The sequence below is a fragment of the Streptomyces sp. NPDC048192 genome (assembly GCF_043202415.1).
Taxonomy (GTDB): domain Bacteria; phylum Actinomycetota; class Actinomycetes; order Streptomycetales; family Streptomycetaceae; genus Streptomyces.
The window spans coordinates 450,336-472,335 of sequence record NZ_JBIDAL010000009.1; the positions used below are offsets into that span (position 1 = coordinate 450,336).

Genomic DNA, 22,000 nt, shown 5'->3' on the forward strand with positions numbered 1-22,000 from the left:
ACGAGCCCTTCAGAGCCTAGTTCACGCTCTGCGACGTGCCGTGACGGGCGCGGCCGAAACGTCCCCTGATCGGATCAGGCGATCGTCACACCAGTGGGCCGAACGGCCGCGGTGGAAGGGGGGAAGACCGCCCTCAGGACTGGAAGGGGCGGGCCGGCCACGGGGCGTCGGCCGGGCGGAGCGCGTCGAGGCCGTCGCCCGCGCGGGCGGCCACCAGGGACAGCACGCCGACGACCAGGCAGTTGTTGTGCACGTCCCCGGCCAGCACCCGGCGCACCAGCTCCTCGACCGGCACGCGCGCGTGCTCCATGTCGGTCTCCTCGTGCTCCGCGGCGAACCGCTCCCCCTCGGCGTCGGACAGGCCGCGGGCGAGGAAGATCCGCACCGCCTCGTCGCAGCCGCCGGGCGTGGTGTACACGTCGGTGAGCACCCGCCAGTCCTCGGCCTTGACGTGCGCCTCCTCGTACAGCTCTCGCTGGGCGGCGTGCAGCGGGTTCTCGCCGGGCACGTCGAGCAGGCCGGCCGGGATCTCCCACAGCTTGTGCCGCACCGGGTGGCGGTACTGGTTGATCAGCAGCACCCGGTCCTCCTCGTCCAGGGCGAGGACGGCGACCGAGCCGGGGTGGACCTGGTAGTCGCGGCGGACCACCGAGCCGTCGGGCATGACCACGTCGTCGGTGCGGACGGAGGTCTTGTTGCCCCGGAAGGGGATCTCGGTCGCCCGGATCTCCCACTCCTCTGGGGTGTCCTTGATCGTCATGCCCTGTCCTTCCACACGTGCGCGAAGCGGCCGGGGCGCGATCGTCTTGAACCCGCGCGCCCCGGCCACCGTACAACTGTTGTGTTACTGCGAGATCTTCCGCTCGACGGCGGCCTTCACCAGGCCGGCGAACAACGGGTGCGGACGCGTCGGCCGCGAGCGCAGCTCCGGGTGCGCCTGCGTGGCGACCAGGTAGGGGTGCACGTCGCGCGGGTACTCCACGTACTCCACGAGCTTGCCGTCGGGCGAGGTGCCGGAGAACAGGATGCCCGCCTTCTTCTCCAGCTCCGCGCGGTAGGCGTTGTTGACCTCGTAGCGGTGGCGGTGCCGCTCCTCGACGTACTCCTTGCCGTCGTACACCTCGCGCACGATCGAGCCCTCGGCGAGCTTGGCCGGGTACATGCCGAGACGCATGGTGCCGCCCATGTCGCCCTCGCCGGCGACGATGTCCAGCTGCTCGGCCATGGTGGAGATGACCGGGTGGGCGGTGGCCGGGTCGAACTCGGTGGAGTTGGCGTCCGGGATGCCGGCCAGGTTGCGCGCGGCCTCGATCACGATGCACTGCAGGCCGAGGCAGAGGCCGAGCAGCGGGATCTTGTTCTCGCGGGCGTACTTGATCGCGCCGACCTTGCCGAGCACACCGCGGTCGCCGAAGCCGCCGGGGATGCAGATGCCGTCGACGTCGGACAGCTGGGCCTTGGCGCCGGCCGGGGTCTTGCAGTCGTCCGAGGTCACCCACTTGATCTTCACGCGGGCGCGGTTGGCGAAGCCGCCGGCGCGCAGCGCCTCGGTCACCGACAGATAGGCGTCGGGCAGGTCGATGTACTTGCCGACCAGCGCGAGGGTGATCTCGTGCTCGGGGTTGTGGACGCGGTCGAGCAGGTCGTCCCAGGTCGTCCAGTCGACGTCGCGGAACGGCAGGTCGAGCTTGCGCACCACGTAGGCGTCCAGGCCCTCGCCGTGCACGGTCTTCGGGATGTCGTAGATCGAGCGGGCGTCGGGGCAGGCCACGACGGCGGCCTCGTCGACGTCGCACATCAGCGAGATCTTGCGCTTGATGGCGGTCGGGACCTCGCGGTCGCAGCGCAGCACGATCGCGTCGGGCTGGATGCCGATGTTGCGCAGCGCGGCGACGGAGTGCTGGGTCGGCTTGGTCTTCAGCTCGCCGGAGGGGCCGATGTAGGGCAGCAGCGAGATGTGCACCACGAAGACGTTGTCGCGGCCGACCTCGTGGCGGACCTGGCGGACGGTCTCCAGGAACGGCAGCGACTCGATGTCGCCGACGGTGCCGCCGACCTCGGTGATGACGACGTCCACCTCGTCGGTGGCCATGCGCCGGATGCGGTGCTTGATCTCGTTGGTGATGTGCGGGATGACCTGCACGGTGTCGCCCAGGTACTCGCCGCGCCGCTCCTTGGCGATGACCGTGGAGTACACCTGGCCTGTAGTGACGTTGGCGGTGCCGTCCAGGTCGCGGTCGAGGAAGCGCTCGTAGTGTCCAATGTCCAGGTCGGTCTCGGCGCCGTCGTTGGTGACGAACACCTCACCGTGCTGGAAGGGGTTCATCGTGCCCGGGTCGACGTTCAGGTACGGGTCCAGCTTCTGCATCACGACGCGCAGGCCGCGGGCCTTGAGCAGCATGCCCAGGCTGGAGGCGGTGAGGCCCTTGCCGAGCGAGGAGGCGACACCCCCGGTGACGAAGATGTGCTTGGTCGTCGTAGATTTCGGCGGCATGGCCAAGAGGGGGCTCCCGTGGTCGCGGTCTGTCGTGCGGTACGGCCTTCGGTCCGGACGAGTCCGGGGGTGCCGTCGCTGCGGTTCGGGGGACGCCCCTTTTTCCTTCGGGGCCCACCGGTCCACGGGCTACCAGGGTATCAGCGCCCGGCCGGGATGGCTCCCGGCCACGCTCCGCGTCCGACCGGGCACGGGGCGCCCCCGCCGGACGGCGCCCGGGAGCCCGCGGGCACCCGCAGCGGCCCTCCCGCCACACGTGTCACCACAGGCACGCGCAGGTCACACGGCCGTCACCCGCTCCTCACCCGTTCGGCCCACACGGGTTGCCCGGAGCGGCACGCAGATCATCTACGTGCGTCGTATCCTGCTCGGACACTCGCTGCCGAGCCCGGCCGGAACGACGGCACACCCCCGCCACCATCACCCGGAACAACGAGAGCGCGGCAGTTCGTTGAGCAAAGACTGTCGTGTTGCCTCAGGGCTCGGCGGGCTGCTTTGCTTCACCGCTCAACGAGCACAACAAACGACCCCTTGACCGCACTAGCGACAGCCCCCTGCGCGGGGGTGACGTGGCCGTTCGACTGGAGTTGCACGTGGCCGGGCGCATCGAAGACTACGCACTCATCGGAGACATGCAGACCGCAGCACTGGTCTGCCGGGACGGCACGGTGGACTGGCTGTGCCTGCCCCGCTTCGACTCGCATGCCATCTTCGCCGGCCTGCTGGGCACCGAGGAGCACGGTTTCTGGCGGCTCGGCCCGGCCCACGCCGCCGACGCCCAGCCGCCCACGGCCGCCCGGCGCGGCTACCGCGGCGACTCGCTGATCCTGGAGTCGGAGTGGGACACCCCGCGCGGCACGGTCCGCGTGACCGATTTCATGCCCCCGCGCGACGGCGCCCCGCAGCTGATCCGGATCGTGGAGGGCGTCACCGGCCGGGTGCCGATGCGCTCGGCCCTGCGGATGCGGTTCTCCTACGGCCGGGTGATCCCCTGGGTGCACAAGCACGAGGGGCGTACGGTGGCGGTCGCCGGGCCGGACTCCGTGTGGTTCGACACAGAGGCCGAGACCTACGGGAAGTCGCTGACCACGTACGCGGACTTCACCGTCGCTCCGGGTGACCGGATCGCGTTCACCATCTCCTGGGAGCCCTCGCACAAGCAGCCCCCGCCGCTGCCGGAGCCGGAGGCCTCGCTGGAGGCGACGGAGGAGTTCTGGCGCGAGTGGGTCGAGCACTGCACCTACCACGGCCCGTACCGCGAGGCGGTGATCCGCTCCCTGATCACCCTGAAGGCGCTGACGTACGCCCCCACCGGCGGCATCGTCGCCGCGCCGACGACCTCGCTGCCCGAGGACATCGGCGGCGTGCGCAACTGGGACTACCGCTACACCTGGCTCCGGGACGCCGCGATCACCCTGTCGTCGCTGCTGCGCACCGGCTACCGCGAGGAGGCCCGCGCCTGGCGCGAGTGGCTGCTGCGCGCGGTCGCCGGCGACCCGGACAACCTGCAGATCATGTACGGCATCGCCGGCGAGCGGGAGCTGGGCGAGGCCGAGCTGGACTGGCTGCCCGGCTACGAGAACTCGGCCCCGGTCCGGGTGGGCAACGGCGCCGCGCACCAGCTCCAGCTGGACGTGTACGGCGAGGTCACCGAGGCCCTGCATCTGGCGCACATGACGGGCCTGGCCCGCAACGACTACGCCTCCCTGCTCCAGCTGAAGCTGATCCGCTACCTGGAGGACCACTGGCAGGAGCCGGACGAGGGCATCTGGGAGGTGCGCGGCCCGCGCCGGCACTTCGTGCACTCCAAGGTGATGGCATGGGTCGCGGTGGACCGCACCATCAAGCTGATCGAGTCCGGTGACGCGGACGGCCCGCTGGAGCGCTGGAAGGAACTGCGCGACGACATCCACCGGGACGTGTGCGAGAAGGGCTACGACAAGGAGCGCAACACCTTCACCCAGTCCTACGGCTCCCAGGAGCTGGACGCCTCGCTGCTGCTGATCCCGCAGATGGGCTTCCTGCCCCCGGACGACAAGCGGGTGATCGGCACCATCGAGGCGATCCAGCGCGAGCTGTCCACCCCGGACGGGTTCATCCTGCGCTACCCCACGGAAGGCGCCGACGCCGGCGTGGACGGCCTGCCGGGCGACGAGGGCGCCTTCCTCGCGTGCTCGTTCTGGATGGCCGACGACCTCGCGATGATCGGCCGCGTCGACGAGGCGAGGAAGCTGTTCGAAAAGCTCCTCGCGCTGCGCAACGACCTCGGTCTGCTCGCCGAGGAGTGGGACCCGCGGCGCCAGCGGCAGGTCGGCAACTTCCCGCAGGCGTTCAGCCATGTGCCGCTGATCGACACGGCGCTGCGGCTGACCGCTTCGGGGGCGTACGGCGGCTGAGCCGTCCGCCTAGGCTGAAGGGCAGCACCCTGCTCGAAGGGGGGCTGCCATGGCTGTCCGTTCCAAGGCGCACACGGCCCTCGCCGGGCTCCGTGAGGATCTGGCCGGCGAGGTGTTCGCCCCGGCGGATCCCGGCTACGACGAGGCCCGGGGCGGCCGCGGCGCGCTGATCGACCGGCGCCCGGCCGTGATCGCCCGGTGCGCGCACGCGGCCGACGTGGTCCAGGCCGTGCGCTTCGCTCGCGAGCTGGACCTGCACATCGCCGTGCGGGGCGGCGGGCACGGTCTGGCCGGGTCCCTGGTCGACGGCGCGCTCCTGGTGGACCTGCGCCGGATGCGCGGCGTGACCGTCGACCCGGCGGCCGAGGCGGTCCGGGTCGAGGGCGGGGCCACGACGGGCGATCTGGACCGGGCGACCCGGCCGTACGGCCTCGCGGCCACCGGTTGCCGTAACCCCGGCGCCGGGGTCGCCGGGTTCGTGCTCGGCGGCGGCACCGGCTGGCTGGACCGCGTCTTCGGGCTCGCCGTGGACGACCTGATCGGCGTGGAACTGGTGACCGCCGACGCCGGGCGGACGCACGCGAACGCCGACGAGAACCCGGAGCTGTTCTGGGCCCTGCACGGCGGGGGCGGCAATTTCGGCGTCGCGACCGCGCTCACCCTGGAGCTGCACGAGCTGCCGGAGTTCGCGGCCGTGCTGCTGCTGTACCCGGCGCAGTCCGGCCCGGACGTGGTCCGCGTCTTCCGTGAGATCGTCCGTACCGGTCCGGCGGAGGTGGGCGGCGCCGTGCTGCATCTGGCGCTGGGCCGGATGCTGTGCGGAGCGTTGCTGACGTACGCGGGCCGGGAGGCGGTGCTGCGGGAGCTGGCCGAGCCGCTGCTGGCGCTGCCGCACACGGCGGAGCTGACCGGTGCCGAGGCCCGGCGGCTGCTGTACTCCACGGGCCGGCGGGCCCACTGGTCGGCCGAGTGCCTGACGGACCTGCCGGACGAGTCGGTGGACGTCTTCTGCGCCCGGGCGCGGGACATGCCGGTGCCGGGCGGCTTCCGGCACCTGCTCCTGCCGCTGGGCGGAGCGGCCGCCGACGGGCCCGGTGCGTACCCGGTGCCGTACCGGGAGGCATCCTGGCTGGTGCACCCCTTCGCCTCCTGGGCGGACCCGGCCGGCGACGAGCGGGCCCTGGCCTGGGTGCGCGAGGCGTGCGCCGGCGTCCGGGCGTGGCGCGCCGGTGCCGTCTGCCTCGACCTCATCGGCGACGAGGGCCCGCAGCGGGTGCGGGCGGGCTACGGTGCCGGGAACCTGCTGCGGCTTCGGAAGGTGAAGCGGCGGTACGACCCGGACAACGTCTTCCGCTTCAACCACAACGTCCAGCCGATCTGACACGGAGCTGTCCCACGGCCGTTTGCGCAGGTAGCGTCCGCTGCATGGACAGCCGTACCGACAACCGACCCGACAGCCAGGGCGCCGGGATCACCGTTCAGCGGGCGCTGGAGCTGCCCGGACTGCGCAGCGGGCTGCCGGAGATCCTGGCGGGCGCCGACCGGCTGGGGCGCACGGTGCGCTGGGTGCACGCGGGCGAGGTGCCGAACATCGCCTCACTGCTCAAGGGCGGCGAGCTGCTGCTCACCACCGGCTACGGCCTGGGCACCCGCCCCGCCGAGCAGCGGGCGTTCGTGCGCACCCTCGCCGAGCGCGGGATCGCCGCCCTGGTGGTGGAGCTGGGCCCGCGCTTCAGCCGGCTGCCGGCCGCCCTGGTGGACACCGCCCGCGCCGCCGGGCTGCCGCTGGTGCAGCTGCACCGCGAGGTGCCGTTCGTGACGGTCACCGAGGAGATCCACACCGAGATCGTCAACGGCCACTACGCCCTGCTGCAGCGGGCCGAGGAGGTGCACCGGCGCTGCACCGAGGCCCTGCTGGGCGGCGGCGGGGTCCCGCAGGTGCTGGGCATCCTGGCGGACTTCGGCGGCAACCCGGTGTTCCTGGAGACGGCCGACGGCCGCCTGCTGTACGCCGCCGGGGAGGGGCCCGAGGGAGCGGACCCGCTCCAGGTGTGGGAGGGGCTGCGCGGGCCGCGCAAGGACGTCCCGCCGCCCGCCGGCTCGGTGCTGGTCGATGTGCCCGGCGGCGGCCCCGGTACGGCGGGCTCGGTGCGGGCCCGCCTGGTGCTGCTGCCGGTGCGCGGCGCGCTGGCCCCCGTGCACCGGATCGCCGCCGAGCGGGCCGCGGGCATCCTGGCCGTGGTGCTGATGCAGGCGCGGCAGGAGGAGGAGCTGGCGGCCCGCGGGCGCGGCGACTTCCTCACCGACCTCGCCGAGGGCCGCATCACCGCGGAGGACGCCCCGGCGCAGGCCCGGGTCCTCGGTTTCAAGCCCGGCGACAGCCCGCTGCTGCCGGTGGTGATGCGGATCGGCGACAGCCTCTCCCCCGGCGGGGGCTGGGCGGTGCTCGCCCGGGCCGTCTCGGAGGAGCTGGCCGCGGTCGGGGTGCCGGTGCTGCTGGGCGTACGGCCGGTGGAGGGCCGGGTGCTGGTGCTGCTCGGCCTGCGCTCGGAGTCGGAGCGCCCGGCCGTCGCCGACCGGGTGGCGGCGGCGCTGCGCACGGGCGTGGAGCGGGCCGGGATGCACCGGCCTGGCTCACCGCCGCCGGTCGTGGTGGTCGGCGTGGCGGGCGGCTGGGCGGCCGCGTCGGCCGGGCTCCGGCACGCGGCGGAGACGGCGACGGCCGCGCAGGGCCTGACGGACCGGCCCTGGTACGACGCCCGCCGCCTCGACATCGATCTGCTGCTGTGGCGGCTGCGCGACCATCCGGACCTGGCCGCGTTCGTGGACCGCGCGATCGGCCCGCTGCGCGACCACGACAACCGCTCCAGGCCGCCGCTGCTGCCGACGCTGCAGACGTATCTGGCGCACGCGGGCCGCAAGGCGGAGACGGCCCGCGAACTGCACCTGAACCGGCAGACCCTGTACAACCGGCTCGCCCGCATCGGGGAGTTGCTGGGCACGGACCTCGACGACCCGCAGACCGTGCTCGCCCTGAGCCTCGCCCTGCGCGCCCGCCGGCACGTGCCCCAGGCGCCCTAGGCCAGCGGTGTCGGCTGGGTCAACTCGTCGTAGACGCTGAGCACTTGGGCGACCGTCTCGTCCTCGCTCGGCCAGCCGGCGGCCTGCCGCAGCCCCGCCGCGGCCAGCGCCTGGCGGCGCTCCGGGTCCGCGAGCAGCCGTACGACGGTGGCGGCGAGCGCCTCCGGGTCGCCGTACGGGACGAGTGCGGCCGCGTCGCCGACGAGGTCGGGGATGCCGCCGACCCGGGTCGCGACGAGCGGCACGCGCGCGTACAGCGCCTCCTGGGCGAGCACGGACCGCGACTCCCACCTGCTCGTCAGCAGCGCGAGGTCGGCGGCGGAGAGCAGCTCGGGCACGTCGTCACGGTGTCCGACGAGCCGCACCGGCAGGTCCTCGTCCTCGATGCGCCGCTGCAGCTCCGGCCGCAGCGGCCCCTCCCCGGCGATGACGACCAGCGGCACCGGGTCCAGGTCCCGCCAGGCGCGGGCCGCGTCGAGCAGGACGTCGTAGCCGCGGTGCCGCTCGAGGGAGCCGACCGCGAGGAGCAACGGGCGGCCGGTGGCGCCGAGTTCGGCCAGCACCTTGGGGCACAGCCGGTCGGGGTCGTCGAGGGCGACGGGCCGCCGCTGCCCGGGCAGTCCGACGGCGCCGAGCCGGGCGTCCCGAGCCCCGGTCTCCCGGGCCCGGTCCACCAGGTCGGGGCTGGTGCCGAGGACGACGGCCGCCGTCCGCACCACCCGCCGCTCCAGCAGCCTGAGCAGCTGCGCCCGCGGCCCCTCGGCCCAGGCCCGGTTGTGCCAGGTGACCACCAGCGGGGTGCGCCGGCCGCTGAGCGCGAGGACGGCCCGGAAGGAGGCGTGCAGCCCGTGCGCGTGCACCAGGTCGGCGTTGGCGCAGGCCGTCCGCAGCGCGGCCACCGCGACGGGGTCGCTGCTGCGCGGCACGTGCACGTGTTCGGCGCCGACGCCGGTGAAGTCGTAGGCGCGGTCGGCCTCGGCGGGGGCGCACACCGTGACCCGCACGCCCCTCGCCACGAGCCCCTCGGCCAGCGAGCGCACATGCGCGCTGCTGCCGGCGTTGCCTCCGCCCAGCACCTGCACGGTGCGCAGCGGCTGCTGGCCGTGCGGCGCGTTGCTGCTCAGGGGGCTCACGAGGCCGGGACTCCTGGTTCGGCGTGGGCGGTCACGAGGAAACGTACAGAACGTAGCGGGCTCAGGAGTGCGGAAGGACGTACACCGCGCGCCTCCCGCGCGGACCACATGCCCTTCAAGCATGCCAGGGCAGAGGGCCGTTCAGGGAAATCCCGGGGGCGCACCGTGCGGCGGGCCGGGGGCAATGCGCCGGAGCACGTCACCCACACGGGGGAAGCAAGTCCCTGCCCGGGTGAACCCCGCACCGGCGCATCCGGCGAGGTCAGACGCGCAAGTCCCGCGCCAGGGCGGTCACCCGGTCCCCCCGCACGGCGGCGGCCACGACGGCGACGGCGTGCGCGAGCAGCCCCGCGCGCCCGTTGCCCGCCACGACGGCCGCCCCCAGCGCGGCCCCGAGGGCGTGCGCCCCCGTGTCCCCGAGCATCGCGCGCTCCCCCAGGTCGTCGGGGAGGACGGCCGCGGCGGCGCCCAGCGCGGCGGCCGACAGCCCGGCGGCTCCCCCGCGCAGCAGCCCCGGCGCCCCCAGCGCGAGTACCGCGCCGGCGGCCCGCCCCGGCCGCACGTCGACGAGGTTCACGAAGTGCGCGGCCCCGGCGATCACGACCCCGGCGAGCAGCTTGTCCAGCGGCCGCCCCTTCATCAGCGCCCCCGCGACCAGCCCGGCGGCCGAAATCCCGAACAACTTCACGGCCCCGCTGGTGACTTCACCGCCCCGCAGCGCCTCGAGATGCGCCCGGAACCCGCGCCGGTGGTCCCCGGCGACGTCGTCGTACGCTCCGCACACCGCGGCGGCCAGCACGGCGAGCCCCGCCCCCGGGCACTCCCGCGCGACGGCTCCGGCCGCACCGAGCGCCGCGGCGGGCCCGGCGTACAGCTCGACGCTCCGGCCCGCGTAGTTCTCGCGCTGCCAACGCCGCGCGCCGCCGGGCGCCTTGGCCCGCAGCAGGGCGAGGCCGGCCCGGGTGAGCGCGGCGGACAGCAGGAAGGAGCGGGACTCACGCGTGACGATCATCCCGCCACCTTAGAAGCCCGCGGCGCGGGCGCCCTCGCTCCGGGCCGGCTACAGGTCCGCCCGGGCCGTCGCCAGCAGCTCCTCCGCGTGGGCGCGGGCCGTCTCGGAGTCCTCCTGTCCGGCCAGCATGCGGGAGAGCTCGCGGATGCGCTCCTCGCCCTCCAGGACCTTCACCCCGGAGCGGGTCACCGAGCCGTCGTTCGTCTTCTCCACGAGCAGCTGGCGGTCGGCGAAGGCGGCCACCTGGGGCAGGTGGGTCACCACGACGACCTGCGCCGTCCTGGCGAGCTTCGCCAGGCGCCGGCCGATCTCGACCGCGGCCTTGCCGCCGACACCGGCGTCGACCTCGTCGAAGAGGTACGTCGGCACCGGGTCGGTGCCCGCGAAGACGACCTCCACGGCGAGCATCACGCGGGACAGCTCACCGCCGGACGCGCCCTTGGCGATGGGCCGCGGCGGGGCGCCCGGGTGCGGGGCGAGCAGCAGCTCGACCTCGTCCACGCCCGACGGCCCGTACGCGACCGTTCGCCCGCCCACCTCGACGCCCTCGGGGTCCTCGGTCTGCCGGATGTCGAAGGACACGCGCGCGTGGGGCATCGCCAGCGAGGCCAGCTCGGCGGTCACGGCGGCGGCGAACCGCTCGGCGGCGTCCCTCCGCGCGTCCGACAACGCCTGCGCGAGACCGCCCAGTTCGGCCCGGAGCGCGTCCCGCTCGGCGGTCAGCTCCCCGATCCGCTCGTCGTCGCCGTCCAGCTCGGTCAGGCGCGCGGCGCTCTGCTCGGCCCAGGCGAGCACGGCGTTCACGTCCTCGCCGTACTTGCGGGTCAGCGCGGTCAGCGCGGCCCGCCGCTCCTCCACGGCGGCCAGCCGCAGCGGATCGGCGTCCAGGTCGTCGGCGTACCCGGCCAGCTCGCCGGCCACGTCACCGAGCAGGATCCCGATCTCCCCGATCCGGTCGGCGAGCGAGGCGAGCGCCGGGTCGTGCGACCTGACGGCCTCCAGGGCCCGGTGGGCGCCCGCGACGAGGGTGGAGGCGTCGATCCCCTCGGGGTCCTCGGGATTGCCCGCCAGAGCGGCGTGCGCGGCCGTCGCGGCGGACGACAGCGCCTCCGCGTGCCCCAGCCGCTCGGCCTCCTCGGCCAGCTCGGCGTCCTCCCCGGCGCGCGGCTCGACGGCGGCGATCTCCTCCAGGCCGTAGCGCAGCATGTCGGCTTCCTGGGCCCGCTCACGCGCGCGTGTGGTGATCTCCTCCAGCTCGGCGGAGACGGCCCGCAGCCGCCGGTAGGCCTCGGTGTACTTGGCGAGCGGCACGGCGACGGCGTCGCCCGCGTACCGGTCCAGCGCCTGCCGCTGCCTGGACAGCTTCAGCAGCCCCTGCTGGTCGGTCTGCCCGTGCACGGCCACCAGGTCGTCGGCCAGCTCGGCGAGCAGCCCCACGGGCACGCTGCGGCCGCCCAGGTGCGCCCGGGAGCGGCCCTCGGCGGAAACGGTACGGCTGATCAGCAGGGCGCCGTCGTCCAGCTCGGCCCCCGCCTCCTCGGCGCGTACGACGGCGGCGGCGTCCGCGGGCACGGTGACCCGCCCCTCCACGACCGCCTTGTCGGCCCCGATCCGCACGAGCGCCGGGTCCGCCCGGCCGCCGAGCAGCAGCCCCAGGCTGGTGACCACCATGGTCTTGCCCGCACCCGTCTCACCGGTGACGGCGGTGAACCCCGGCGACAGCTCGACGACGGCGTCGTCGATGACCCCGAGCGACCGTATCCGCATCTCCTCCAACACGGAACAGACCATACGAGGTCCGGGCCGGGGAGCGCACATGGCCCGCCATTGTCACCCGGGCGAGCTAGTGGGGCGCCCCGCGCCATCCGGTCGTCGGCAGCGCGAACTTCGCGACCAGCCGATCGGTGAACGAAGAGTGATGAAGCCGGGCAAGCCGCACCGGCACCGCCCCCCGCCGCACCTCCACCCGCGCCCCCGGCGGCAGCTCGACGGTCCGCCGCCCGTCGCACCACAGAACACCCGGAGGGATGTGCGGCAGCACCTCCACCGCGAGCACCGACTCCGGCGAGGTGACCAGCGGCTTGGCGAACAGCGCGTGCGCGCTGATCGGTACCATCAGCAGCGCCTCCACCTCGGGCCACACCACCGGCCCGCCCGCGGAGAAGGCGTACGCCGTGGACCCGGTCGGCGTGGAGAGGATCACCCCGTCGCAGCCGAACTCCGACACCGGCCGCCCGTCGATCTCCAGCACGACCTCGAGCAGCTTCTCGGCGCCCGCCTTCTGCACGGCCGCCTCGTTCAGCGCCCAGTCGGTGTGCACGATGTCCCCGTTGCGGTGCACGACGACGTCGACGGTCATCCGCTCCTCGACCTCGTACGACCGCGCCACGACCCGGTCGACCACCCGGTCGAGGTCGTCGCGTTCGGCCTCCGCGAGGAACCCGACCCGGCCGAGGTTGACGCCGAGCATCGGCACCCCGGACGCGCGGGCGAACTCGGCGCCCCGCAGCAGCGTCCCGTCACCGCCGAGCACGATCAGCAGCTCGCACCCGTCGAGGCACTGCGGGGTGGCCTCCTTGACCAGCGCCACCTGGTCCGGCAGCGGCAGGTCGCGCGCCTCCTCCTCCAGCACCCGCACCCCGATGCCGTGCCGCAGCAGGCCCTTGACGACGAGTTCCGCGCTGCGGACCGCCGCGGGCCGCCCGGTGTGGGCGAGCAGGAAAACAGTACGCGCCAGGTTCTGTGTCAACGCGGCCCCTCCGCCACTGCACGGTCGACGTCGGCCGGGTCCACCCGGGGTGCCCCCGCCCGCAGCCAGAGAAAGTACTCGACGTTCCCCGAGGGGCCGGGCAGCGGACTCGCGGTGACGCCCTGCACCCCGAGCCCCAGCTCCCAGGCCTTCTCGGCCACTCCCCGCACGGCCTCCGCGCGCAACTGCGGACTCCGTACGACACCGCCGCTGCCGAGCCGCTCCTTGCCCACCTCGAACTGCGGCTTGACCATCATCACCAGGTCGGCGTCCGGCGTCACGCACCGCTTGAGGGCCGGCAGCACCAGCCCGAGCGGAATGAAGGACAGATCGCCCACGACAAGATCCACCGGCTCCCCATCGATCGCCTCGAGCGTCAACTCGCGTACGTTCGTACGGTCCTTGACGGTGACGCGTTCATCGTTCTGCAGCGACCAGGCGAGCTGGCCGTAGCCCACGTCCACGGCGACGACGTGCGCGGCGCCCGCGCGCAGCAGCACGTCGGTGAAGCCGCCGGTGGACGCACCGGCGTCCAGCGCGCGCCGGCCCTCGACCACGAGCCCCTGCGGGACGAAGACCTCCAGGGCTCCGGCGAGCTTGTGCCCGCCGCGGGAGACGTAGTCGGGGTCGCTGTCGTCGGCCTGGACCACGATCGCCGCGGCGGTCTCCACCTGGGTGGCCGGCTTGGTCGCCACGGTCTTGCCGACGGTGACCCGCCCGGCGGCGATCAGCTGGCCGGCGTGCTCGCGCGAGCGCGCGAGCTTCCGGCGGACCAGCTCCGCGTCCAGACGGCGGCGTGCGACTCCTGCCACGTTCGGTTCAGCTCCTGCTTTCGTACGGCCGTGGGGGCGCCGGAGGTCCCGGGCGGGCGTCGAGCGCGGTGAGCGCGTCGCGCAGCCCCCGGTGTACATCCTCGTACACCTCCATGTGCCCGTCGGTGGCGAGGTGGTCGGCGTCGGCGAGCCGTTCCAGCTGGGCGTCGACCTCGGCGTTGCCGGTGGGGGTGCGCGGGACCCTCAGGGGGGCGGGCGCGGCGGGGTCGTGCTCGGGCTCGGCCTCCGTCACGGCTTCCGCGGGGGGCTCGGTCACGGACTCGGTCACGGACTCGCTCATGGGCAGACGCTACCCCGAACGGCTGGGGTACGGTCGGTGGCGATGGCCACGACCGAGGAGTGCCGCGCCGCGCTGGGAAAGCTTTCGGACAACATGCAGGGCGCCGAGGGCGACGTCCGCGCGGCCGCCGCGCTGGACCGCTCGGTGAGCTGTCACATCACCGACCTGGACGTCACCTTCGCCGGCCGCATGACCGGCGGGCGGATCGAGGTGGACGACACCCACCCGGGCCCGCCGCGGGAGAGGGCGCAGATCAGGCTCGCCCTGGCGGGCGACGACCTGGTGGCGCTGGTGGACGGGGAGCTGAACTTCGCGACCGCCTGGGGCTCGGGCCGGGTGCGGCTGGAGGCGAGCCTGCTGGACCTGTTCCGGCTCAGGAAGCTGCTGTGAGCCGCTCCCGCCGGGCTCTGCGCGCCGCGGGGACGACCAGCGGAGTGCCGGTCTCCGGGTCGTCGATGACCTGGCAGCGCAGCCCGAACACCTCCTCCACCAGCTCGGCCGTGACGATGTCGCTCGGGGCGCCCTCGGCGACGACCTCGCCGCCGCGCAGGGCGATGAGGTGGGTGGCGTAGCGGGCCGCGTGGTTGAGGTCGTGCAGGACGGCGACCAACGTGCGGCCCCGGCTCTCGTGCAGCTCCGCGCACAGGTCGAGGACGTCGATCTGGTGCTGGATGTCCAGATAGGTGGTCGGCTCGTCCAGGAGCAGCAGCGGGGTCTGCTGGGCCAGCGCCATCGCGATCCACACCCGCTGCCGCTGCCCGCCGGACAGCTCGTCGACGTACCGGTCGGCCAGCGCCTCGACCCCGGTCTGCCGCATGGATTCCCGTACGACCCGCTCGTCCTCGGCCGACCACTGGCGCAGCAGGCCCTGGTGCGGGTAGCGGCCCCGGCCGACGAGGTCGGCGACGGTGATGCCGTCGGGCGCGACGGCCGACTGCGGCAGCAGGCCGAGGGTGCGGGCGACCTTCTTGGCAGGCATCGACTGGATGACCTGGCCGTCCAGCAGCACCCTGCCCCGGCTGGGCCTGAGCATCCGGGACAGCGCCCGCAGCAGCGTCGACTTGCCGCACGCGTTCGGGCCGACGATCACCGTGAAGGAGTTGTCGGGGATCTCCACCGACAGCTGTTCGGCGATGACGCGCTGGTCGTAGGCGAGGGTGACGTTCTCGGCGGACAGGCGGTTCACGGCGCTCCCGGTCGTCTTCGTGGGGGTGTGGCTGTGGGGGTGTGGCTCATATCCGGCCCGCCCTGCGCTCGGTGACCAGGAGCCACAGCAGATAGCCGCCGCCGAGGACGCCGGTGACCACGCCGACGGGCAGCTGGTCGGCGCCGAAGGCACGCTGCGCGGCCCAGTCGGCGGCGACCAGCAGGGCGGCGCCCATGCACAGGGAGGGCACCAGGTTCGGGCCCGGCGAGCGGGTCAGGCGGCGGGCGAGCTGCGGCGCGGTCAGTGCGACGAAGCCGACGGGCCCGGCGGCCGCGGTGGCGGCGGCGGTGAGCAGCACGGCGCAGACCATCAGCACCAGCCGGACCCGCTGCACCCGCACCCCGAGGGCGCCCGCGACGTCGTCGCCCATCTCCAGCATCCGCAGGCCGCGCGCGTTGACGAGGACCAGCGGGACGAGGACCGCGCACACGGCGAGCAGCGGCCAGACCTGGTCCCAGTCCCGGCCGTCCAGCGAGCCGGTCATCCACACGACCGCGCGGGCCGCGTCGACCAGGTCGGCCTTGGTGAGCAGGTAGCCGTTGACGGCGGTGGCGATCGCCGAGACGCCGATGCCGACCAGGACGAGCCGGTATCCGTGCACACCCTGCTTCCAGGCGAGCAGATAGATGGCGAGCCCGGTCACCAGACCGCCGGCCAGGGCGCCGACGGTGACCGCGGTGGTGCTGCCGGACAGCAGCACGATCACGACGAGCGCGCCGGCCGTCGAGCCCTGGGACAGGCCCAGCACGTCCGGGCTGCCGAGCGGGTTGCGGGAGACGGACTGGAAGAGTGCGCCACCGAGGCCCAGCGCGGCGCCGACCAGCAGGCCGACCAGCACCCGCGGCAGCCTCAGCTCCTTGACGATGAAGTCCTGGTACGCGTTGCCGTGCCCGGCGAGGGTCCTGAGCACGTCGGCCGCGGGGATCTTCGCGTCGCCGGTGCCGATCAGCGCCACCCCGGCCGCCGCGGCGGCGGCCAGCAGCAGCACCACGACGATCAGGGCCCGCAGGTCCAGGCGCAGGGAGAGCCCGCCGGGGGTGCGGACGGCCCGGTTCATGGTCCGGTTCTTCACAGCTGGGCCGTCCTCCGCCGTCGTACGAGCAGGATGAAGACCGGGCCGCCGATGATCGCGGTGACGATGCCGACCTGGAGTTCGGAGGGCCGCGCCACGACCCGGCCGACGACGTCCGCGCCGAGCAGCAGCACCGGCGACAGGACGGCGGCGTACGGCAGGATCCAGCGCAGGTCGGGGCCGGTGAAGGAGCGCACGGCGTGCGGGACCATCAGGCCGACGAACACGATGGGTCCGCAGACGGCGGTCACGGCGCCGCACAGCACGGTGGCGGCCAGCATGGCGAGCGCGCGGGTGCGGCCCAGGTGCGCGCCGAGGGCGCGTGCGGTGTCGTCGCCCATCGCGACGGCGTTCAGCGGGCGCGCGAGCGCGAACGCGAGGACCATGCCGGCCGCGAGAAAGGGCAGCACCTGCACGACGGTCGAGTAGCCGGCCGAGGCCAGCGAACCCACCGTCCAGAAGCGCATCCTCGCCAGCGCCGCGTCGTCCAGGATCATCACCGCCTGGAGGTAGCCGTACAGGGCGGCGCTGATCGCCGTGCCGGCGAGCGCGAGCCGCACCGGGGTGGCGCCCCGGCTGCCGCCGAGGAACCACACCAGCGCGCCGACCGCCGCCGCCCCGAGGAAGGCGAACCACACATAGCCGGTGAGGCTGGTGACGCCGCAGTAGGTGATGGCGGTGACGACGGCGGCGGAGGCGCCCGCGTTGATGCCGAGCAGCCCGGGGTCGGCCAGCGGATTGCGGGTGAGCGCCTGGAGCACCGCGCCCGCGAGACCGAGCGCGGCACCGGCCAGCAGACCGAGGACCGTGCGCGCGAGCCGCTCGTCCACGATCACGTCGCCGTAGGTCCCCGTGTCGTGGAACAGGCCGTGCCACACCTGGTCCGGCGACAGCGCCTTCGCCCCGACCGCGATGCTCGCCAGGGCGACGAGCAGCAGGAGCACGGCGGAGAGCAGGAGCCCAACGGCCCTTGCCGCCCGACGGGTTGGGGGCGCGGGGGCATTCTCCGCGCGCGGTTCCGGAGGACTGTCGACCAACACGAGGTTAGGTTAGCCTATCCTCGCTGTCGGGTGCGATCCGCGGGGGTGGATCCGCCGCCGTCACAGCCCTGGCCCGGCCACCGTCCGAGCCGCCACCGACGGCCGCCGACGCCCGCCGACGTCTGTCGACGTCTGTCGGCATCTGCCCCTCAGGCCCGCTCACAGTCCGAGCCGTGCCAGCGCCTTCCCTCCGTCCAGCGTGCAGGAGCCGTCGCCGGCCGCCGTCCAGGCCGCGGCGCACAGGGCCCGCAGTCCCTCCAGCGCCTCGCCGTCGCCCTCCAGCTCCAGCCGGTCCGCCCGGGCCGTCGCCGTGAACCCGCCGCAGCGGAAACCGTCGCCGTCGGCGGTGGTCTCCGGCTGGCCGGTGAGCAGGCCGCGCAGATCGGCGTCCACAAACGTCGGCCGGTGCTGCGGCGGCGCGGCGAGCAGCTGGGCGGCGTCGGTGACGCCGGTCAGCACCAGCAGCGAGTCGACCTCGCCGTTGAACGCGCCCTCGATGTCCGTGTCCAGCCGGTCCCCGATCACCAGGGGCCGCTTCGCACCCGTCCGGATGATCGTCTCGCGGTGCATCGGCGGCAGCGGCTTGCCCGCCACCTGCGGCTCCTTGCCCGTGGCGATCCGGACGACCTCCACGGCCGCTCCGTTGCCCGGCGCGATGCCCCGCCCGCTCGGGATCGTCAGATCGGTGTTGGACGCGAACCACGGCACGCCGCGCGCCACCGCGTACGACGCCTCCGCGAACCGCCCCCAGGTCAGGTCCGGCCCGCCGTAGCCCTGCACGACCGCCGCCGGATCGTCGTCCGCCGACTCCACCGGCACCAGGCCCCGCTCGCGCAGCGCCACCCGCAGCCCCTCGCCCCCGACCACCAGCACCCGCGCCCCGGCCGGCACCTGCTCGCTGATCAGCCGCGCGACGGCCTGGGCGGAGGTGATGACGTCATCGGCACCGGTCGGTATGCCCAGCTCCGTCAGGTGCCCGGCCACGGTGTCCGGCGTCCGCAGCGCGTTGTTGGTGACGTACGCCAGGCGCATGCCGCCGGAGCGCGCCACCGCCAGCGAGTCCACCGCGTGCGCGATCGCCCGGCCGCCCGCGTACACCACCCCGTCCAGATCGAGCAGCGCCGTGTCGTACGCCTCGCTCAGGGGCTGCCCACTGCCCTCGGGCCTCGTCCTGACCGCCTGGCTCATGTCCGCATCGCTCCTCGTCCAACCGTCGTCCCAAGGCGTTCTCCCGCCTTTCCCCCGATCATCCCGCACGCCACTGACACACGTACGATGCCGGGATGAACACTGCAGGTCACTCGGAGGCAACGGCGCGCCGGGGCCTGGAACTCACCCCGTTCCGCGGCCTTCGCTACGACCCCGACCGGGTCGGCAGCCTGGCCTCCGTCACCTCCCCGCCGTACGACGTCGTCGTCCGTCCCGACGGGGTGCACCACCTCCAGTCCGCCGATCCGTACAACATCGTCCGGCTGATCCTGCCCCAGGCCGGCACGCCGAGCGCCCGTACCGAGCAGGCGGCGGACACCCTGCGCCGCTGGCTGGACGAGGGTGTCCTCACCGCGGACCCGGAACCAGGCCTGTACGTCTACGAGCAACGGGACGGCAACGGCCTGCTCCAGCGCGGGATCATCGGCGCGCTGCGGGTGTCGGAGCCCGCCGAGGGCCTGGTGCTGCCGCACGAGGACGTCATGCCGCCCGTGGTCGCCGACCGCGCGGCCCTGATGCGCGCCACCCGCGCGAACCTGGAGCCGCTGCTGCTGACCTACCGCGGCGACGGCACGGCGGCCGAGGTCGTCGAGCGCACGGCCGGCACGCCGCCGCTGCTGGCCACCACCACGGAGGACGGCTTCCGCCACCGCCTGTGGTCCGTCACCGACCCCGCCGACCTGGCCCGCATCCAGTCGGACCTGGCCCACCAGCAGGCCCTGATCGCCGACGGCCACCACCGCTGGGCCACGTATCTGCGGCTGCGCGCCGAGCACCCCTCCCCCAGCCCCTGGGACCACGGCCTGGTGCTGCTCGTCGACACCGCCCGCTACCCGTTGCGCGTCCGCGCCATCCACCGCCTGCTGCACGGCCTCCCGGTCGCCGACGCGCTCGCGGCCGTGCAGGGCCTGTTCCGGGTGCGGCGCCTCGACACCCCGCTCGCCGAGGCCCTGGAGGCGCTGGCGGACGCGTCCTGCGCGGGCAACGCCTTCCTGCTGGGCGGCGACGGCGCCTTCCACCTGCTCGACCGCCCGGACCCGGACCTGCTGGCCCGCACGATTCCCGCGGACCGCCCGGCCGCCTGGCGTTCCCTGGACGCCACCGTCCTGCACGCCACCCTGCTCGACCATGTGTGGCACATCCCCGAGGACTCCCCCGCCCATATCGCGTACATCCACGACACGGCCGCGACGGTCGCCAAGGCGGAACGCGACGGCGGTACGGCCGTGCTGATGCACCCGGTCCGCGAGGAGGTCGTACGCGACCTGGCCCGCCAGGGCGTGACGATGCCCCGCAAGTCGACGTCCTTCGGCCCGAAGCCGGCGTCGGGGCTGGTGCTGCGCGCGCTGGAGATCTGACCGCCCCGAACACGAAGAGGGCGGGCTCCCGTGGGGGAACCCGCCCTCTTCTCCCTGAAGTGGGTGACGGTCGTCAGTCCTTGTCGTCGCCGTCGTCTTCCGCGGACGGCTCGGCGGACTCGGGCCCGCCCGCGTTCTCGCTCTCGTCGAGCGCGTCGAGGAACTCCACGCCGTCCAGCTCGGCGAGCCGGTCGGAGGCGTCCGTGCTGCCGTCCCGGTCGGCCTCGACGGCCTTGGCGAACCACTCCCGCGCCTCGCCCTCGCGGCCGGCGGCCAGCAGGGCGTCGGCGTAGGCGTAGCGCAGCCGCGCGGTCCACGGGTGCACGGCGTTCGACGCCAGCTCGGGGCTCTGCAGGGTCACGATGGCCGCGTCCAGCTGGCCCATGTCACGCCGGGCGCCGGCCGCGACGAGCCGCATCTCGACCTGTCCGGCCTTGTCCAGCTTGTGCACCTCCGGGGCGCCGGCCATGTCCAGCGCCTTCTCCGGCCGCCCGAGACCGCGCTCGCAGTCGGCCATCACCGGCCACAGGTCGACGGTGCCGGTCATCCGCCGCGCGGCCCGGAACTCGGCGAGGGCCTCGCTGTACTTCTGGTTGGCGTACGCCGCGAACCCTGCCGCCTCGCGCACGGCCGCCACACGGGACGCCAGGCGCAGGGCCACCTTGGAGTAGCCGTAGGCGCCCTCCGGGTCCTCGTCGATGAGCCGGGCCACCATCACCAGGTTCCTGGCGACGTCGTCCGCGAGCGTCTTGGGCAGGCTCTGCAGCTCCTGCCGGACGTCCTTGTCGATCTCCTCACCGGTGACGTCCTCGGGGATCGGCAGCCGCTTGATCGGCTCGCGGTCCCGGTCCCGGTCGCGGTCACGCTCGTCGCGGAAGCGGCCACCGCCGCGGCGGTCGTCCCTGCGGTCGTCCCGACCCCGGAAGCCACCGGGTCGCCCACCCCGGTCGTCCCGACGCGGCCCGCGCCCACGGTCGTCCCGGCCACGGAACCCACCCCGGTCATCACGCCGGTCGTCGCGGCGGTCGTCACGCCGGTCGTCGCGGCGGTCGTCACGCCGGTCGTCGCGGCGGTCGTCACGCCGGTCGTCGCGGCGGAAGCCTCCGCGGTCGTCACGGCGGTCGCCGTAACCGCGCTGGTCGTCACGCCGGCCGTAACCACCGCGGTCGTCGTCACGGCGGTAGGACGGACGGTCCCCGCCACGGTCGTCCCGGCCACGGAACCCACCGCGGTCGTCACGCCGGTCGTCCCGACGCGGCCCACGGTCACGGTCGTCCCGCTGGAAACCGGGACGCGAACCCCGCTCCCCCTCACGCCGGTCGTCCCTACGGCCATAACCACCACGGTCGTCCCGCCCACGGAACCCACCCCGGTCATCACGCCGGTCATCACGCCGGTCATCACGCCGGTCGTCACACCGGTCGTCGCGGCGGAAGCCTCCGCGGTCGTCACGGCGGTCGCCGTAACCGCGCTGGTCGTCACGCCGGCCGTAACCACCGCGGTCGTCGTCACGGCGGTAGGACGGACGGTCCCCGCCACGGTCGTCCCGGCCACGGAACCCGCCCCGGTCATCGCGCCGGTCGTCCCGACGCGGCCCACGGTCACGGTCGTCCCGCTGGAAACCGGGACGCGAACCCCGCTCCCCCTCACGCCGGTCGTCCCTACGGCCATAACCACCACGGTCGTCCCGCCCACGGAACCCACCCCGGTCATCACGCCGGTCGTCACGCCGGTCGTCGCGGCGGAAGCCTCCGCGGTCGTCACGGCGGTCGCCGTAACCACGCTGGTCGTCACGCCGGCCGTAACCACCACGGTCGTCGTCGCGGCGGTCGTTGTCGCGGCGGAAGCCTCCGCGGTCGCCCCGGTAGCCGCCGCGATCACCACGGTCACCACTGTCCCGTCGCCGCTGGTCGCGCTCCGGTCGATCGTCGGGAGAGTTGGTGGACATGGTGACTCCTGTCTTCGGTACCACAAGCATTGTAAAAACGAAAGGACCCCTGGTCCCAGCTGAACGCTGGTGACCAGGGGTCCTTCCCTAAAGATTGTTCGGCGGCGTCCTACTCTCCCACAGGGTCCCCCCTGCAGTACCATCGGCGCTGTAAGGCTTAGCTTCCGGGTTCGGAATGTAACCGGGCG

General features: G+C 73.9%; 19 protein-coding genes and 1 rRNA gene. 5 read left to right on the plus strand and 15 right to left on the minus strand.

Annotated features, from left to right (window positions below):
• Nucleotides 1–133 precede the first annotated feature (133 nt).
• Nucleotides 134–760 (minus strand): NUDIX domain-containing protein, encoded by a 627-nt coding sequence (locus ACGFZN_RS22190; protein WP_393860185.1) that lies wholly within the window; start codon nucleotides 758–760, stop codon nucleotides 134–136.
• A gap of 84 nt (nucleotides 761–844) precedes the next feature.
• Complete coding sequence (locus ACGFZN_RS22195) at nucleotides 845–2,494, minus strand: CTP synthase (protein ID WP_393860211.1); 1,650 nt, start codon at nucleotides 2,492–2,494, stop codon at nucleotides 845–847.
• A gap of 593 nt (nucleotides 2,495–3,087) precedes the next feature.
• On the opposite strand from ACGFZN_RS22195, the gene ACGFZN_RS22200 reads away from it, so the two are divergent.
• Genes ACGFZN_RS22200 through ACGFZN_RS22210 form a run of 3 tightly spaced genes read left to right on the plus strand, consistent with a single transcriptional unit; the run spans nucleotide 3,088 to nucleotide 7,971 of the window.
• Nucleotides 3,088–4,890, plus strand: coding sequence for a glycoside hydrolase family 15 protein (locus ACGFZN_RS22200; RefSeq protein ID WP_330342974.1), 1,803 nt, complete (start codon nucleotides 3,088–3,090; stop codon nucleotides 4,888–4,890).
• Between the two features lie 49 nt (nucleotides 4,891–4,939).
• Entirely contained in the window at nucleotides 4,940–6,271 is a 1,332-nt protein-coding gene (locus ACGFZN_RS22205) for an FAD-binding oxidoreductase (protein WP_393860186.1), read from the plus strand.
• Nucleotides 6,272–6,315: 44 nt separating this feature from the next.
• Nucleotides 6,316–7,971: a PucR family transcriptional regulator gene (locus ACGFZN_RS22210; RefSeq protein WP_393860187.1), complete on the plus strand. Its 1,656-nt coding sequence runs from the start codon at nucleotides 6,316–6,318 to the stop codon at nucleotides 7,969–7,971.
• On the opposite strand, the gene ACGFZN_RS22215 is transcribed toward ACGFZN_RS22210, so the two are convergent.
• The 6 genes from ACGFZN_RS22215 to ACGFZN_RS22240 form a co-directional block, all read right to left on the minus strand.
• Entirely contained in the window at nucleotides 7,968–9,104 is a 1,137-nt protein-coding gene (locus tag ACGFZN_RS22215) for a glycosyltransferase family 4 protein (RefSeq protein WP_393860188.1), read from the minus strand. The genes ACGFZN_RS22210 and ACGFZN_RS22215 overlap by 4 nt on opposite strands.
• Before the next feature lie 262 nt (nucleotides 9,105–9,366).
• Nucleotides 9,367–10,116 (minus strand): hypothetical protein, encoded by a 750-nt coding sequence (locus tag ACGFZN_RS22220; protein WP_393860189.1) that lies wholly within the window; start codon nucleotides 10,114–10,116, stop codon nucleotides 9,367–9,369.
• Nucleotides 10,117–10,164: 48 nt separating this feature from the next.
• Nucleotides 10,165–11,907 carry a DNA repair protein RecN gene (gene recN / locus ACGFZN_RS22225; RefSeq protein WP_393860190.1) on the minus strand — a complete coding sequence of 581 codons (1,743 nt, stop codon included), beginning with the start codon at nucleotides 11,905–11,907 and terminating at the stop codon, nucleotides 10,165–10,167.
• 52 nt (nucleotides 11,908–11,959) lie between these two features.
• Nucleotides 11,960–12,865, minus strand: coding sequence for an NAD kinase (locus tag ACGFZN_RS22230; protein ID WP_330340889.1), 906 nt, complete (start codon nucleotides 12,863–12,865; stop codon nucleotides 11,960–11,962).
• Entirely contained in the window at nucleotides 12,862–13,677 is an 816-nt protein-coding gene (locus tag ACGFZN_RS22235; protein WP_393860191.1) for a TlyA family RNA methyltransferase, read from the minus strand. Before ACGFZN_RS22235 ends, ACGFZN_RS22230 begins: the two co-directional genes overlap by 4 nt.
• Before the next feature lie 7 nt (nucleotides 13,678–13,684).
• Nucleotides 13,685–13,978: a hypothetical protein gene (locus tag ACGFZN_RS22240; protein WP_393860192.1), complete on the minus strand. Its 294-nt coding sequence runs from the start codon at nucleotides 13,976–13,978 to the stop codon at nucleotides 13,685–13,687.
• A gap of 42 nt (nucleotides 13,979–14,020) precedes the next feature.
• Here ACGFZN_RS22240 and ACGFZN_RS22245 point away from each other — a divergent pair, with 42 nt between their 5' ends.
• On the plus strand, nucleotides 14,021–14,368 hold the full coding sequence (locus ACGFZN_RS22245; protein ID WP_393860193.1) for a sterol-binding protein: 348 nt from the start codon (nucleotides 14,021–14,023) through the stop codon (nucleotides 14,366–14,368).
• On the opposite strand, the gene ACGFZN_RS22250 is transcribed toward ACGFZN_RS22245, so the two are convergent.
• The 4 genes from ACGFZN_RS22250 to ACGFZN_RS22265 all read right to left on the minus strand — a co-directional run bounded on the left by ACGFZN_RS22250 (nucleotide 14,352) and on the right by ACGFZN_RS22265 (nucleotide 18,485).
• Nucleotides 14,352–15,164 carry an ABC transporter ATP-binding protein gene (locus ACGFZN_RS22250; protein WP_393860194.1) on the minus strand — a complete coding sequence of 271 codons (813 nt, stop codon included), beginning with the start codon at nucleotides 15,162–15,164 and terminating at the stop codon, nucleotides 14,352–14,354. The two genes, ACGFZN_RS22245 and ACGFZN_RS22250, sit on opposite strands and share 17 nt — an antisense overlap.
• Before the next feature lie 46 nt (nucleotides 15,165–15,210).
• Complete coding sequence (locus ACGFZN_RS22255; RefSeq protein ID WP_393860212.1) at nucleotides 15,211–16,242, minus strand: FecCD family ABC transporter permease; 1,032 nt, start codon at nucleotides 16,240–16,242, stop codon at nucleotides 15,211–15,213.
• 11 nt (nucleotides 16,243–16,253) lie between these two features.
• The gene (locus tag ACGFZN_RS22260) at nucleotides 16,254–17,297 is read right to left on the minus strand and encodes a FecCD family ABC transporter permease (RefSeq protein WP_393860195.1); all 1,044 of its coding nucleotides are present in this window, start codon (nucleotides 17,295–17,297) and stop codon (nucleotides 16,254–16,256) included.
• Nucleotides 17,298–17,456: 159 nt separating this feature from the next.
• Nucleotides 17,457–18,485, minus strand: a complete 1,029-nt coding sequence (locus ACGFZN_RS22265; protein WP_393860196.1) for an HAD hydrolase-like protein — start codon at nucleotides 18,483–18,485, stop codon at nucleotides 17,457–17,459.
• Between the two features lie 95 nt (nucleotides 18,486–18,580).
• On the opposite strand from ACGFZN_RS22265, the gene ACGFZN_RS22270 reads away from it, so the two are divergent.
• Nucleotides 18,581–19,864 carry a DUF1015 domain-containing protein gene (locus ACGFZN_RS22270; RefSeq protein WP_393860197.1) on the plus strand — a complete coding sequence of 428 codons (1,284 nt, stop codon included), beginning with the start codon at nucleotides 18,581–18,583 and terminating at the stop codon, nucleotides 19,862–19,864.
• Between the two features lie 73 nt (nucleotides 19,865–19,937).
• On the opposite strand, the gene ACGFZN_RS22275 is transcribed toward ACGFZN_RS22270, so the two are convergent.
• The 3 genes from ACGFZN_RS22275 to rrf all read right to left on the minus strand — a co-directional run.
• Nucleotides 19,938–20,687, minus strand: coding sequence for a hypothetical protein (locus tag ACGFZN_RS22275; RefSeq protein WP_393860213.1), 750 nt, complete (start codon nucleotides 20,685–20,687; stop codon nucleotides 19,938–19,940).
• A complete protein-coding gene (locus ACGFZN_RS22280; protein WP_393860214.1) occupies nucleotides 20,579–21,754 on the minus strand; it encodes a hypothetical protein in 1,176 nt (391 codons plus the stop codon). Before ACGFZN_RS22280 ends, ACGFZN_RS22275 begins: the two co-directional genes overlap by 109 nt.
• Nucleotides 21,755–21,908: 154 nt before the next feature.
• Nucleotides 21,909–22,000: ribosomal RNA gene (gene rrf, locus ACGFZN_RS22285) — 5S ribosomal RNA — on the minus strand; the annotation flags it as partial.